This is a genomic window from Streptomyces sp. NPDC001796 (assembly GCF_042892355.1).
Classification (GTDB): domain Bacteria; phylum Actinomycetota; class Actinomycetes; order Streptomycetales; family Streptomycetaceae; genus Streptomyces.
Genome location: NZ_JBIAUC010000016.1, coordinates 40,004 through 53,567, shown reverse-complemented (window position 1 = coordinate 53,567; position 13,564 = coordinate 40,004). Strand labels below are relative to the sequence as shown.

Genomic DNA, 13,564 nt, shown 5'->3' with positions numbered 1-13,564 from the left:
GGGTCAGCGCGGAAGCCCCGCCGGCTGCGGGTAGTGGTCGGCGACCACCCGTGTCATCGCGCCGATCGGGTCCTGGGACACGTCCTTGGCGGCGAAGAAGACGTGCCCGCGGACCTGCGGGTAACGGCTGGCCAGAGTGAGGTGCAGGGAGAGTTCGGCCGGGTCCTGCCAGGCGCCGGGCTCGGCCGCCGCACCGGCCTTGTACAGCGCCTCACCCACGAAGAGCTGTACGTCCGTGCCCTGGACGACACCCGCCCACCAGGGCACCAGTCGCGCGTAGTCGGCGGCGGCGTAGCCGATGTTCCAGTAGATCTGCGGGCAGACGTAGTCCAGCCACCCCGACCTCACCCAGGTCCGCGTGTCCGCGTACAGGTCGTCGTAGGTCTGCACCCCGGCCCGGGTGTCCGAGCCGCGGGGGTCGGTGCCGGCGTTGCGCCACACCCCGAAGGGGCTGATCCCGAAGCGCGCGGCCGGTCTGGTCTGCCGCACACGGCTCGCGGTCTCGCGCACCAGCTGGTCGATGTTGTCCCGGCGCCAGGCGGCCCGGCTCGGGAAGTCGTCGCCGTACTCCTCGTACGCGCCCTCGTCGTCGAAGTCCTCCCCGGCGACCGGGTACGGGTAGAAGTAGTCGTCGAAGTGGACGCCGTCGACCGGGTAGCGGCGTACGGCGTCCAGGATCGCGTCCTCGACGAAGGCACGGACCTCGGGCAGCCCGGGGTTGTAGTAGAGCTTCCCGCCGTAGGCCACGACCCAGTCGGGGTGCTGCCGGGCGGGGTGCCGGGCGGCGAGCCGGGAGGTGTCGGTGTGCTGGGCGATCCGGTACGGGTTGAACCAGGCGTGCAGCTGCAGGCCCCGCGCGTGTGCCTCGGTGACGGCCGTGCCGAGCGGGTCCCAGCCGGGGTCGCGCCCCTGGACGCCGGTCAGGTACTGGGACCACGGCTCGTACGGGGAGGGCCACAGGGCGTCGGCCGTGGGGCGCACCTGCAAGAACACCGTGTTCAGCCGGCGCCGCACGGCCACGTCGAGCAGGGCGCACAGCTCGGCGCGCTGTGCGGACGCCGTCAGACCGGGACGCGAGGGCCAGTCGCGGTTGGCCACGGAGGCCAGCCACATGCCCCGCATCTCCCCGGCCGCCGCGCCCGGCGGCGCGGCCGCGGCGTCACCCGCCGTCACCAGGCTCGCCAGTGCGGCCACCGTGAACGCCCGGCGTGACAAGCGGCCCATCGGCACACCCCCGTACTCTGAGGACCCGCCTCGTCACGGATCGTCCCGGTGCCCCAGCATGCTCCCACCCGGACGATCGATCATCGATACTTGGGAGTAACGTGCACGATCGGAGCAGGCGACCGGAACCCGATCGGACCTGCCACAGCCGTAGATCAGCGAAAGGGACGATGTGACCGACATCGAACGCGTCGGAGTGGTGGGCTGCGGCCAGATGGGCGCGGGCATCGCCGAGGTGTGCGCCCGCGCCGGACTGGACGTGAAGGTCGCCGAGACCACCGGCGAGGCCCTGGAGATCGGCCGGACCCGCCTGTTCAACTCCCTGTCCAAGGCAGCCGAGCGCGGCAAGATCTCCGAGGAGGAGCGGGAGGCGACGCAGGCGCGCCTGACCTTCACCACCGACCTCGGCGAGTTCGCGGACCGCGACCTGGTGATCGAGGCCGTCGTCGAGAACGAACAGGTGAAGACCGAGATCTTCCAGGTGCTCGACCAGGTGGTGACCCGTCCGGACGCCATCCTCGCCTCCAACACCTCCTCGATCCCGCTGGTGAAGCTGGCCGTGGCGACCTCGCGGCCGGACCAGGTGGTCGGCATCCACTTCTTCAACCCGGCCCCGGTGCAGAAGCTCGTCGAGCTGATCCCGGCGCTCACCACCTCCGAGGGCACCCTGAGCCGGGCCCAGCTGTTCACGGAGAAGCTCCTCGGCAAGCACGCCATCCGCGCCCAGGACCGCTCGGGCTTCGTCGTCAACGCGCTGCTGGTGCCGTACCTGCTGTCCGCGATCCGGATGTTCGAGTCGGGCATCGCCGGGCGCGAGGACATCGACAACGGCATGGAGATGGGCTGCGCCCACCCGATGGGCCCGCTGAAGCTCGCCGATCTGATCGGGCTGGACACCGTCGTCTCGATCGCCAACTCGATGTACCACGAGTACAAGGAGCCCCTGTACGCCGCTCCCCCGCTGCTGCAGCGGATGGTCGAAGCGGGTCGGCTGGGGCGCAAGACCGGCTCGGGCTTCTACACCTACCCCTGACCACCCAGCGTCAAGACCCGGCTCGCGTGGGCCCGGCACCGTCCGACGGTGCCGGGCCCACGCCCTTCACACGGCGTGTGCGCGCCGAACCCGCATATGCCGCTCGCACACTCTCCTCATGTGCCCACCAGGCGAGTTGACTCAGCATGCGCATGCAAGGGATGTGAGACGACTACGGAAAGGAGCGGACTTGTGACCGCCGATCCCGAGCATCCCGTCGTCCATGGAGAACTCGCAGAGTTACGCCGCCGACTCGACGTGGCCTACACGCGCGTCGAGGGTGGGCTGGCGCTGCTCAGCCATCGCACCGAGGAGACGGCCAAGGAGCTGGACGAACTGCACACCCGCCTCGTCACGCTGGAACACGCACGCTGGCCGCTGCCCGCCGTCGCCGCCCTCACGGCGGTGGGCGCGCTCGTCGTGGCCGTCTGGCAGGCCCTGGGCCGCTAGCCCGCCGGACGCGCGGGCTCAGGGCATCGCGTCCTGCCCGAGCCTGAGGTGATGAAGAAGCAGTAACGCGGCCGCCATGTTGGCGGCCGGGACCTCCCCACGGGCGACCATGTCGGGGACGAGTTTGAGGGGAACCCATTCCCGGCGGTCCGACTCGAAGTCGTCCACGGGGTGCCCGACGTACTCGCCCTCGTCCGCCCAGTAGACATGGTGCCGGGCGTCGGTGAGTCCGTTGGAGGGCTCCACGCTCATGAGATGGCGCAGAGGTCCCGGCCGCCAGCCGGTCTCCTCCTCGAGTTCACGGGCCGCCGCGTCGGCGATGTCCTCGCCGTCCTCGACGACGCCTGCCGCGAGTTCCCACCCCCAGCTGTCGGTGATGAAGCGGTGCCGCCACAGCAGCAGCACCTCGTTGGCGTCGTTGACGACGGTGGCCACGGCGACGGGCCGCAGCCGTATCAGGAAGTGGTCGAGATGCCGGCCGTCCGGCAGCTCGACATCCGCCAGGTTGACGCTGAACCAGCGGTTTTCATACACAGTTTGCTCGTTCTGTTTCGTCCACTGCATGGTTCTGCCACCTTCCGCCGAGTAAGGGGCAATATCGCAGCAGGAGCGGCGTCTCAGCAGGCTCACAGCGGCGCACGCCCGGCGCAGCGGCGGGCGCAGTCGGCCGTGCCGGCGGACATCGCGCGGCTCTCACGCAGTGGGTGGGGCGGTGACTACAGCGGTACGCGCAAGGCCCCGTCGATGAGTTCGGCCGCCTCGGCCGTTCCGGCGCAGCCGCTGCGGACCAGGTGTTCGCGCACCGCCCGGAGTCTGTCGCGCAGGCGCATGGACTCCATTCCGCGCGCCTGCTGCGCCATCTCCACAGCGGTGGCCACCGCCTTGTCGGCGTTGCCCTGGCGCAGTTCGATCTGGCTGAGCATGGCAAGCCGATGCACCCGGCCCCGGTCGTGCGCGGGTGTGCCGACGGCGGCCGCGGCGTGCTCCCCGGCCGCCGTCAGGTCGCCGAGGCTGAGCAGCGCCTCGGCGACCTGGACGTTGACGAGGCCGGGCTGGACGTAGCCGGTCTCGTCCGGTTCGTGGCCGCGCCGGATGCGCTCGGCGGCCGACTCGGCCCGCCGGATGCAGGACAGCGCGCCCGACGCGTCCCCGAGGTGCGCGTACGCCTTCGCCTGCATCGCGTACAGGTCGGAGGCGAGCGCCGGGGTGATCTGCTTGCCCGCGGCGCGCAGCGCGGCCTCGGCGAAGGCCACGGCCTGCCGGTACTCCCTCATGAACAGCGACTGGTTGACCAGCAGGGCTATGACGTACGCGCCGAGCCCCCGGTCCCCGCTGGCCTTGGCCAGGCGCAGGGCCTGGTGGAAGTAGCGCTGGGCGAGGCCGTGGGCGTCGGAGTCGTACGCGCAGATACCGGCGATCGCGACGAGTCCCCCGGTGGCGCGGTGCAGTTGGCGGCCCGTCGCGTCGGTGTAGCCGCCACGCAGCAGCGGGGCCGTCTCGGCGTTGAGGAAGCCGACGATACGGGCACGGGTGGCTATGCCGCCGGCCTTGCGGTACATCTGCTCGTAGTGGGCGCGGGCGGCGCGCAGCATGTCGATGTCGGCGGGGGTGACCCGGTGGCGGCCGCCGCGGGAGACGTCCACGTCCTCGGGCGGGTTCTCCCACTCCCACACGGGCATCACGGCGGGCGTGCCGGTCACGGCCGGGGCGCCCAGGATGTGGGGGCGCTGCTGTTCGTCGGAGCGCCACAGGGCGGTGGCGCGCTCGACGAACCCGGAGAGGCTGGAGCCGTGCGGGGCGGCCGGTTCGCCCGGCACGCCGAGGCCGATGTCGTCGAGGGTCACCGGGCGGTGCAGCCGGGCCGCGAGCACCTCGCAGATCAGGTCGGGCACCTGGCCGCGCGGGCGCTGGCCCTTCAACCACCGTGCCACGGCCGTGTGTTCGTACCTCAGCGCGAGGCCGCGTGCCCGCCCCGCCTGGTTGACGTGCGCGGCCAGTCCCGCGTGGGATATTCCGGCCTCGTCGAGGATCGCGTCGAGCAGAGTGTTGGGCTGCATGGGTGCACTCCGGTGGCTCGGTTTCGCCAGGGTAGTGCGAACCGATTCACACGGGGTGTGAACGGAGTGCGCGAATCCGGGCTGTGCGTGCGCTGTCGCGGAGAGTTTCCGGCCGCTTGACTTGAAATCCCTCGCAAGAGGCCGGCCGGGCCGCCGGCTCCCCCTCGTACAGTGCGGCGGCCCGCTCGGCGCCGTCCGCCCAGCCGCCTGCCCGACACTCCGTGGCGGGGCGGACGGCTCCGCCGGCGGGGCTGAGCGGCTGAGCGCCGGGTACCGCGGGTCGTTCGTCGGCTGCGGTCCGATGTGGTTTCTCGCGCAGTTCCCCGTGCCCCCAAAGGGGCGCGGGGAACTGCGCGATCAGCCACCGACCACCCGCGGCCGACACCCGACCCGCAGTCCCCGGCGCTCGCCGGGCCTAGCTCCGCAGCACGGCCCCGGTGCGCTCAGCGGCCAGCGCGACCGCCGCGTCGCGCGCGGCGGACGCCTCGTCCACCGTGAGCGTCCGGTCGGCCGCACGGAAGCGCAGCGCGTACGCCAGCGACTTGCGGCCCTCCCCCAGCTGCTCCTCGTTCTCGTAGACGTCGAACAGCCGGATGGACTCGAGGAGTTCACCGGCGCCCTCGCGCAGCGCGGCCTCGACATCCGCCTGCGGCACCGGCTTGTCGACGACCAGCGCGACGTCCTGCGTGGCGACCGGGAAGGTGGAGATGCCCGGTGCCTGCGGAGTGCCGTCGCCGACCGCCTCCAGCACGTCCAGGTTCAGCTCCATCGCGCAGGTGCGCTCGGGCAGCCCCAGCGCCTTCACGACGCGCGGGTGCAGCTCGCCCGCGTGGCCCACGACCCGCTCGGCGCCGTCCGTGACGACGGCGAGCTCGGCGCAGCGGCCCGGGTGCCACGGCCCGTACTGGCCCTTGCGGACGATCAGCTCGGCCCCGGCCTCGCGGGCCACGGTCCGGGCGGCCTCGATCGCGTCCGCCCAGTCGGCCGGGCGGCCCTTGCCCCACCAGCCGGCCTGTTCGCGGGCGCCCGCCAGGACGACGGCCACGTGGCGCGGCTGCTCGGGCAGCACGGCGGTCAGCGCGGCGATCTCCTCGTCGGTGGGACGCCGGTCGACCGGCAGGTGGGCGGCCACACGCCGCTCCTCGCGCGGGTGGAAGACCAGCCCGGTCTCGAACAGCGCCAGGTCGTGCGTGCCGCGGCCGTCGTTGCGGCGCAGCGCGCCGAGCAGGCCCGGCAGCAGCGTCGTGCGCAGCGCGGGCTCCTCGTCGCTGAGCGGGTTGACCAGCTTGACGACGCGGCGGGCCGGGTCGTCGGCCTCCAGGGCGAACTGGTCGAAGACCTGCTCGCTGACGAACGGGTAGTTCGGCGCCTCGACGTAGCCGGCCCCGGCCAGGGCCCGGCCGACGCGGCGGTGCAGCCGCTGCCGGTGGGTCAGACCGCGCCCGGACGGGAGCTTGGGCAGGGTGGAGGGCAGGTTCTCGTAGCCCTCCAGCCGGATGACTTCCTCGGCCAGGTCGTTCGGCTCCGTCAGGTCCGGCCGCCAGGACGGCACGGTGACGATCAGCTCGTCCTGACCGTAGACGTCGCAGCCGACCTCCTGCAGGCGGCGTACGACGGTCTCGCGGCCGTAGTGCACGCCGGCGACCTTGTCCGGGTGGTCGGCCGGCATGGCGATGGTGTGCGGCGCGGACGGCGCGATGATCTCGGTGACGCCGGCGTCGGCGGTACCGCCCGCGAGCAGCACCAGCAGGTCGACCGTGCGCTGGGCGGCGGCGGGCGCGGCCAGCGGGTCCACACCGCGCTCGAAGCGGCGTGACGCCTCGGAGGACAGCTTGTGACGGCGCGCGGTGCGGGCGATGGAGACCTGGTTGAAGTGCGCGGCCTCGATGACGATCTCAGTCGTGGCGTTCTCGCCGTCGTCGTGGTCCGCGATCTCGGTGTTGGCGCCGCCCATGACGCCCGCGAGGCCGATCGGGCCGCGGTCGTCGGTGATGACGAGATCCTCGGAGTGCAGGGTGCGCGTCACGCCGTCGAGGGTGGTGAACTTCTCGCCCTCCTCGGCACGGCGCACGCCGATCGTGCCCTGGACCAGCTTGCGGTCGTAGGCGTGCAGCGGCTGGCCCATCTCCATCATCACGTAGTTGGTGATGTCGACAGCGAGCGAGATCGGGCGCATGCCGACCTTCTGCAGCCGGCGCTGCAGCCAGATCGGGGAGCGGGCCTCGGGGTCGACGCCGGTCACCGTACGGGCGGTGAAGCGGTCGCAGCCGAGGGGCTCGGAGATCTTCACCGGGTGGCCGAACGCGTTCGGCGCCGGCACGTCGAGCAGCGCGGGGTCGCGCAGCGGCAGGCCGTAGGCGATGGCGGTCTCGCGGGCGACGCCGCGGATCGACAGGCAGTCGCCGCGGTTGGCGGTCACCGCGATGTCGAGCACCTCGTCGACCAGCTCGAGCAGCTCGATCGCGTCCTTGCCGACCTCGGTGCCGGGCGGCAGCACGATGATTCCCTTGGTGCCGTCGTCGCCCATGTCCAGCTCCTCGCTGGAGCAGATCATGCCGCGCGACATCCGGCCGTACGTCTTGCGCTCGGCGATCGCGAAGTCGCCGGGCAGGACGGCGCCGGGGAGGGCCACCACGACCTTGTCGCCGACGGCGAAGTTACGGGCGCCGCAGACGATCTCCTGCGGCTCGCCGGTGCCGTTGGCCTTGCCGACGTCGACGGTGCAGTAGCGGATCGGCTTCTTGAAGCCTTCCAGCTCCTCGATGGTCAGCACCTGGCCCACGACCAGCGGACCCGTGAGGTCGGCGCCGAGCTGCTCGACGGTCTCCACCTCGAGGCCGGCCGAAATGAGCTTGGCCTGGACGTCACGCCCGGTCTCAGTCGCCGGCAGGTCGACGTACTCCCGCAGCCAGGAAAGCGGGACCCGCATCAGATCTCCATCCCGAACGGCCGGGTGAACCGGACGTCACCCTCGACCATGTCTCGCATGTCTTCGACGTTGTGGCGGAACATCAGCATCCGCTCGATGCCGAACCCGAAGGCGAAGCCGCTGTACTTCTCCGGGTCGACACCGCAGGCGGTCAGCACCCGCGGGTTGACCATGCCGCAGCCGCCGAGCTCGATCCAGCCCTCGGAGGAGCAGGTGCGGCAGGGCCGGTCGGGATTGCCGACGGACTCACCGCGGCAGACGTAGCACACCATGTCCATCTCGGCGGACGGCTCGGTGAACGGGAAGAAGTTCGGCCGCAGCCGGGTCTTCATGCCCTCGCCGAACAGCGACTGGACCATGTGGTCCAGCGTGCCCTTCAGGTCCGCCATGGTCAGGCCCTCGTCGACCGCGAGCAGCTCGACCTGGTGGAAGACCGGGGTGTGGGTCGCGTCCAGCTCGTCCGTGCGGTACACGCGGCCGGGGCAGATCACGTAGACCGGCAGCTCGCGGTCGAGCAGGGAGCGGATCTGCACGGGCGAGGTGTGGGTGCGCAGCACGACACCGGACTCCGAGCCGCCGTCGGGCGCCTGCACGAAGAAGGTGTCGGCCTCGCCGCGGGCCGGGTGGTCCGGGCCGATGTTCAGGGCGTCGAAGTTGAACCACTCGGCCTCGACCTCGGGGCCCTCGGCCACCTCGTAGCCCATGGCCACGAAGACGTCCTCGATGCGCTCCGAGAGCGTGGTCAGCGGGTGCCGGGCGCCCGCGGGCACGCGGTCGTAGGGCAGCGTGACGTCCACCGACTCCTCGACCAGCACGCGGGCGTCCCGCTCGGCCTCGAGTTCGGCCTGGCGGCCGGCGAGGGCCTTGTTCACGGCGCCACGGGCCTGGCCCACGCGCTTGCCGGCGTCGGCCTTGGCGTGCGGGGGCAGGGCGCCGATCTCGCGGTTGGCGAGAGCCAGCGGCGAGGTGGGGCCGGTGTGGGCGACCTTGGCCTCGTGGAGCGCGTCGAGGGAGTCCGCGGCGGCGAAGGCGGCGAGCGCCTCGTCCCGCATGCGCTCGATCTCTTCCGGTTTCAAGGCCTCGACCTCGACAGGGTCGTACGACTTATTGGGTGCCGACATCTCTTCCCGTGCTTCCGATTGGCTGGCTGACGGTCCCCGTCACCGACTCGTGGACGAGTCGTCTCCGGATATTGGGACGCAAAGGTGCCAATGGCCGAGTCTAACGGGGCTGGGGAAAGTGAATGCGCCCGTGGGTTGCTCAGGCCAGGTACGCCGGTGCCCCCACGGGCAGCGTAAATCGGAACTCGGCGCCGCCGCCGCGGGCGCGGCCGACCGTGATGGTGCCGCCGTGGGCCTCGACGATGCCCTTGACGATATAGAGCCCGAGGCCCGTGCCACCGCGCTTGCTGCCCCGCCAGAAGCGGGTGAAGACGCGGTTCATGGACTCCTCCGGGATGCCGGGGCCCTCGTCGCTCACCGTGACCGACGTGCCGACGTCCTCCCCTTCGCGGGGCGACACCGAGGGCGTGATGTCAATCGTGACGGTTCCCTCCCCGTGGCGCACGGCATTTTCGAGGAGGTTGCTGAGCACCTGGTCGATCTTGTCGGGGTCGGCCCACAGGGCGGGCAGGGGCTGCTCGATGCGCAGCAGGAAACGGTCGGCGGGCTGGCCGGCGGCGACGTAGGCCTGGATGTGCCGTCCGACGGCCGCCCCTATGTCGACGGGCTGGCGGCGCACCTCCAGCCGCCCGGAGTCGATCCGTGAGATGTCCAGCAGTTCGGCGATGAGCCGGGTGACCCGGTCGGCGTCGGCGTCGACGGTCTCCAGCATGAGCCGCTTCTGGTCGTCGGTGAAGCGTTCCCACTTGGCGAGGAGGGTGGCGGTGAAGCCCTTGACGGAGGTGAGCGGGGAACGCAGTTCGTGGGCCACGGTGGCGATCAGTTCGGCGTGACTGCGTTCGGTACGGCGGCGGGCCTCCGTGTCGCGGAGGGTGACGACGACGCGCCGGATGGGCCCGGTGGGGTGGGTGCGCACGTAGCGCGCGGAGACGAGGACCTCGCGCCCCCCGGGCAGCAGGAGGTTGCGCTCCGGCTGCCGTACACGGATCGCGAGCCCCCCGTAGGGATCGGTCAGCTGCCACCAGCGCCGCCCCTCGAGATCTTCTAATGGCAGGGCTTTGTCGAGCCGTTGTCCGAGGGCGTCGGCGGCGCGGACGGCGGTGATGCGTTCGGCGGCGGCGTTGAAGCAGATGACGCGGCCGTGCTCGTCGGCGATGAGGAGTCCGTCGGGGAGCTCGTCCGGGTCGATGCCGAGCTCGGCGGGATCGCCGTGCCGGGACCCGGGGGCGCGGTGCGCGTCCCGTGCCTCCGGTGCTCTGCTCGTGCCGACCCTCATCCCCGTACCCCACCTCTCGTCAGGCCGTGGGCCCCGAGCCCGTCACCCTACTAGCCGGGAGTGACGGAGCGGCACCCTCCGGGGGCGCGCTGTGCACGGGCGGACGCATAGAGACATACGGCCGCGGCGGTCGCGAGGTTCAGGCTCTCGGCCCTTCCGTGGATGGGCACGCGGACGACGGCGTCGGCCAGCTCCCGCGTCTCCTCGGGCAGTCCCCATGCCTCGTTGCCGAACACCCAGGCGGTGGGCACTCCCATGGTGCCCTTGTCGAGCTCGTCGTCGAGGTCGTGGTCGCCCGCGCCGTCGGCCGCGAGGATGCGCACGCCGGCGTCCTGGAGCCCGCCCACGGCCCGCTCGACGGGGACGCCGACGGCGACGGGCAGGTGGAAGAGGGAGCCGACGGAGGCGCGGACGGCCTTGGGGTTGTACACGTCGACGGAGGCGTCGGTGAGGACGACGGCCTCGGCACCGGCGGCGTCGGCGCAGCGCAGGACGGTTCCGGCGTTGCCCGGGTCTCGCACGTGGGCGAGGACGGCGACCAGGCGAGGGCGGGCCCTGAGGATCGCGTCGAAGTCGGTGTCCAGGAAGCGGCAGATCCCGACCAGGCCCTGCGGGGTGACGGTGGTGGAGATGTCGGCGATGACCTGCTCGGCGGCGAGGTGGACGCGGGCGCCGGCGTCATGCGCCGCCCCCACGATGTCCGGGTACCGCTCCGCCGCGTCCGGGGTGGCGAACAGCTCGACCAGGGTCGCCGTGCCCCCGCTCCGGTGCCCCGCGGCCTCCCGCACGGCCTGCGGCCCCTCCGCGAGGAACAGCCGCTCCTTGCCCCGGAAGTTCCGCTTCGCCAGCCGCCGCGCGGCGCTGACGCGGGGGGATCGGGGGGAGATGAGCTCGGGGGTGGCCGAGGGCATGCTGTTCACCTTCAGTACTTGTTCCCGCCGCAGCGGCGCTGAGCCGCGGCGGCGGACCTGGTGCCCCCACGCCCTTGGGGCAGTGAGGAGGTGCCGAACTGCCGGGGACGACGCGCAGCGCGTGCCGCAGTGCCGCACCGGGGGGACCGGCCGGCGGCGGCTACGGCGGACACAACCGGACCCGCAGGCTTCGCAGCCTGCGGGTCCGTTCAGTCACGTCGGCCTGAGCCGGCGCGGTGCCGTCGCGTCACGCAGCCTTGGGCGCGTTCACGTCCGACGGCAGGGCCTTCTGCGCGACCTCGACGAGCGCGGCGAACGCACCCGCGTCGTTGACGGCCAGCTCGGCGAGGATCTTGCGGTCGACCTCGACGTTCGCGGCCTTCAGACCCTGGATGAAGCGGTTGTAGGTGATGCCGTTGGCGCGGGCAGCGGCGTTGATGCGCTGGATCCACAGCTGACGGAAGTCGCCCTTGCGCTTCTTGCGGTCGTTGTAGTTGTAGACCAGCGAGTGGGTGACCTGCTCCTTGGCCTTGCGGTACAGGCGCGAACGCTGACCGCGGTAGCCGGAGGCCTGCTCGAGGATCGCCCGGCGCTTCTTGTGGGCGTTGACTGCCCGCTTGACGCGTGCCACTTGTTAACTCCTTGTAGCGGGGCCGTGGTGGTCCTCACACGGCCCGAAACGATTGGGTCCCGGTCCTGACGTACGTACGGCGCGGACTGATCAGAAGATCGAGCGCCGTGGCGTCACTTGCCGAGAAGCTTCTTGATCTTCTTGGTGTCACCCGGGGCCATCTCGGCGTTGCCGGTGAGGCGACGCGTCAGACGGGACGACTTGTGCTCGAGCAGGTGGCGCTTGCCGGCGCGCTCACGGAGCACCTTGCCGGAGCCGGTGACCTTGAAGCGCTTGCTGGCACCGCTGTGCGACTTGTTCTTCGGCATAGCGCCGTTCTCTCCTCGTCGGTGGCGCTCCGGTGCCCGGTCGCTAAACCGGGCACGATGGAGCGTCGCTCTTGTATCGGTTACATCCTGGGACTGGCGTCCCGGGCTTTCCGGGGTCCGTACGTCCGCCCTGCGGCGGTCGTACGTCCGTACGTCCGGCTCCCCCGGGGCTCACGCCCCGGGATCAGGCCTCGGCGGATGCCTCGGCCGGGGCCTCGGCGGTCTCGGCGTCGGCGGGGTTCTGCGAGCGGCCGGGGTTGGCCTTCGCAGACGCCTTGCGGGCTTCCTGCGCCTGACGAGCCTCGGCCATCGCCTCGGTCTTCTTCTTGTGCGGACCGAGAACCATGATCATGTTGCGGCCGTCCTGCTTCGGGTTCGACTCCACGAAACCGAGGTCCTGGACGTCCTCCGCGAGGCGCTGCAGCAGCCGGTAGCCCAGCTCGGGACGGGACTGCTCGCGGCCACGGAACATGATCGTGATCTTGACCTTGTCGCCCTGCTTGAGGAACCGGACGACGTGACCCTTCTTGGTGTCATAGTCGTGCGGGTCGATCTTCGGCCGGAGCTTCATCTCCTTGATGACCGTGTGCGCCTGGTTCTTGCGCGCCTCACGGGCCTTCATGGCCGACTCGTACTTGAACTTCCCGTAGTCCATGAGCTTGCACACGGGCGGACGGGCGTTCGCCGCGACCTCGACCAGGTCCAGGTCGTACTCCTGCGCAAGCTCCAGGGCCTTGGCAAGCGGCACGATGCCGACCTGCTCGCCACTGGGACCGACAAGTCGCACCTCGGGAACGCGAATCCGGTCGTTGATGCGGGGCTCGGCGCTGATGGATCCTCCTCGGTAGCACCTACGGCCGCCTGGCGGACGGCCGCGTGTATGTCTGGGTTGACATAGGGACCAACCATCACGGCGCATGAAAAATGCCCCGGACGGGACACAGGCGGGACTCCGAGCTTTCCGGAGCACCGCCGCGGTGGACCGCGGGGCGCAATTTCGGGCGACTCCACCGTCCGTACGGAACGGTGGTGGCCGCCTGACCGGTGACCCGCCGCCCCTAGGGGCAGCCAGGTGGGAGATCGGAGCCTCCACTTGTGGGCCGGGCAACCAGGTGTCCGGCCGGTCGTCAGTCAAGGCTAGCAGCTTCGGTCGGCCAGGGCTAATTCAGGCGAACGCACGTCCGGCACCTATCGTGTGGTGCATGAGTGACACCTCCCCCTCGGAATCCGAGGCCCCCACGGAATACCCGGATTCCGCCGCGCAGCCCGACTTCGACGCCATGACCCGCGACATCGCGGAGGTGCCCGCGGTCGAGGTGATCGTGACGGTCGCCGTCAACCTGATGAGCGCCGCCGCCGTGAAGCTCGGCCTCACCGAGGAGGGCGACAAGTACAAGGACCTGGACGAGGCCCGCAAGCTGGTGCACGCCCTCGCCGGGCTGCTCGACGCGAGCGCGACGGAGATCAGCTCCTTCCACGCGGCGCCGCTGCGCGACGGCCTGAAGTCGCTGCAGCTGGCGTTCCGCGAGGCGTCGGTCGTCCCGGACGAGCCGGGCCAGGGCCCGGGCGAGAAGTACACCGGGCCGGTCTACGGCTAGGGCCTCTCGTCTGGCTCATGGCGGGT

Annotated in this window: 13 protein-coding genes; 3 read left to right on the top strand and 10 right to left on the bottom strand. The window is 71.3% G+C overall.

Annotation, left to right across the window (positions count from 1 at the left end):
* Positions 1-3 precede the first annotated feature (3 nt).
* Positions 4-1,224: a glycoside hydrolase family 10 protein gene (locus ACFYZE_RS26875; RefSeq protein ID WP_388999104.1), complete on the bottom strand. Its 1,221-nt coding sequence runs from the start codon at positions 1,222-1,224 to the stop codon at positions 4-6.
* Positions 1,225-1,396: 172 nt separating this feature from the next.
* Here ACFYZE_RS26875 and ACFYZE_RS26870 point away from each other — a divergent pair, with 172 nt between their 5' ends.
* Together ACFYZE_RS26870 and ACFYZE_RS26865 are read left to right on the top strand one after the other, a co-directional pair.
* Positions 1,397-2,257 (top strand): 3-hydroxybutyryl-CoA dehydrogenase, encoded by an 861-nt coding sequence (locus tag ACFYZE_RS26870; protein ID WP_388999101.1) that lies wholly within the window; start codon positions 1,397-1,399, stop codon positions 2,255-2,257.
* 192 nt (positions 2,258-2,449) lie between these two features.
* Complete coding sequence (locus tag ACFYZE_RS26865; protein WP_388999098.1) at positions 2,450-2,707, top strand: hypothetical protein; 258 nt, start codon at positions 2,450-2,452, stop codon at positions 2,705-2,707.
* An 18-nt stretch (positions 2,708-2,725) separates the two neighbouring features.
* Here ACFYZE_RS26865 and ACFYZE_RS26860 read toward each other — a convergent pair whose 3' ends face one another.
* From ACFYZE_RS26860 to infC, 9 genes are all read right to left on the bottom strand, one after another.
* Positions 2,726-3,271, bottom strand: coding sequence for an NUDIX hydrolase (locus tag ACFYZE_RS26860; RefSeq protein WP_388999095.1), 546 nt, complete (start codon positions 3,269-3,271; stop codon positions 2,726-2,728).
* 152 nt (positions 3,272-3,423) lie between these two features.
* On the bottom strand, positions 3,424-4,764 hold the full coding sequence (locus tag ACFYZE_RS26855) for a transcriptional regulator (protein ID WP_388999092.1): 1,341 nt from the start codon (positions 4,762-4,764) through the stop codon (positions 3,424-3,426).
* Between the two features lie 415 nt (positions 4,765-5,179).
* Positions 5,180-7,693, bottom strand: a complete 2,514-nt coding sequence (pheT, locus tag ACFYZE_RS26850; protein WP_388999089.1) for a phenylalanine--tRNA ligase subunit beta — start codon at positions 7,691-7,693, stop codon at positions 5,180-5,182.
* Entirely contained in the window at positions 7,693-8,814 is a 1,122-nt protein-coding gene (gene pheS, locus ACFYZE_RS26845) for a phenylalanine--tRNA ligase subunit alpha (protein ID WP_200421296.1), read from the bottom strand. Before pheS ends, pheT begins: the two co-directional genes overlap by 1 nt.
* Positions 8,815-8,953: 139 nt before the next feature.
* A complete protein-coding gene (locus tag ACFYZE_RS26840; protein WP_388999085.1) occupies positions 8,954-10,090 on the bottom strand; it encodes an ATP-binding protein in 1,137 nt (378 codons plus the stop codon).
* Positions 10,091-10,140: 50 nt separating this feature from the next.
* Positions 10,141-11,001 (bottom strand): TrmH family RNA methyltransferase, encoded by an 861-nt coding sequence (locus tag ACFYZE_RS26835; RefSeq protein WP_388999082.1) that lies wholly within the window; start codon positions 10,999-11,001, stop codon positions 10,141-10,143.
* Between the two features lie 247 nt (positions 11,002-11,248).
* The gene (gene rplT, locus ACFYZE_RS26830) at positions 11,249-11,632 is read right to left on the bottom strand and encodes a 50S ribosomal protein L20 (RefSeq protein ID WP_004002577.1); all 384 of its coding nucleotides are present in this window, start codon (positions 11,630-11,632) and stop codon (positions 11,249-11,251) included.
* Between the two features lie 113 nt (positions 11,633-11,745).
* Positions 11,746-11,940, bottom strand: a complete 195-nt coding sequence (rpmI, locus tag ACFYZE_RS26825; RefSeq protein WP_103845027.1) for a 50S ribosomal protein L35 — start codon at positions 11,938-11,940, stop codon at positions 11,746-11,748.
* A 184-nt stretch (positions 11,941-12,124) separates the two neighbouring features.
* Positions 12,125-12,772, bottom strand: a complete 648-nt coding sequence (gene infC / locus ACFYZE_RS26820; protein ID WP_103845041.1) for a translation initiation factor IF-3 — start codon at positions 12,770-12,772, stop codon at positions 12,125-12,127.
* 370 nt (positions 12,773-13,142) lie between these two features.
* Here infC and ACFYZE_RS26815 point away from each other — a divergent pair, with 370 nt between their 5' ends.
* Complete coding sequence (locus ACFYZE_RS26815) at positions 13,143-13,538, top strand: DUF1844 domain-containing protein (protein WP_388999079.1); 396 nt, start codon at positions 13,143-13,145, stop codon at positions 13,536-13,538.
* Positions 13,539-13,564: the final 26 nt, after the last annotated feature.

Bases quoted from the DNA above. Each gene is read 5' to 3' on its own strand.
- ACFYZE_RS26875 (WP_388999104.1), bottom strand. From the start codon at position 1,224: ATGGGCCGCTTGTCACGCCGGGCGTTCACGGTGGCCGCACTGGCGAGC.
- ACFYZE_RS26860 (WP_388999095.1), bottom strand. From the start codon at position 3,271: ATGCAGTGGACGAAACAGAACGAGCAAACTGTGTATGAAAACCGCTGG.
- pheT (WP_388999089.1), bottom strand. From the start codon at position 7,693: ATGCGGGTCCCGCTTTCCTGGCTGCGGGAGTACGTCGACCTGCCGGCG.
- ACFYZE_RS26855 (WP_388999092.1), bottom strand. From the start codon at position 4,764: ATGCAGCCCAACACTCTGCTCGACGCGATCCTCGACGAGGCCGGAATA.
- ACFYZE_RS26815 (WP_388999079.1), top strand. From the start codon at position 13,143: ATGAGTGACACCTCCCCCTCGGAATCCGAGGCCCCCACGGAATACCCG.
- rpmI (WP_103845027.1), bottom strand. From the start codon at position 11,940: ATGCCGAAGAACAAGTCGCACAGCGGTGCCAGCAAGCGCTTCAAGGTC.
- ACFYZE_RS26840 (WP_388999085.1), bottom strand. From the start codon at position 10,090: ATGAGGGTCGGCACGAGCAGAGCACCGGAGGCACGGGACGCGCACCGC.
- ACFYZE_RS26835 (WP_388999082.1), bottom strand. From the start codon at position 11,001: ATGCCCTCGGCCACCCCCGAGCTCATCTCCCCCCGATCCCCCCGCGTC.
- pheS (WP_200421296.1), bottom strand. From the start codon at position 8,814: ATGTCGGCACCCAATAAGTCGTACGACCCTGTCGAGGTCGAGGCCTTG.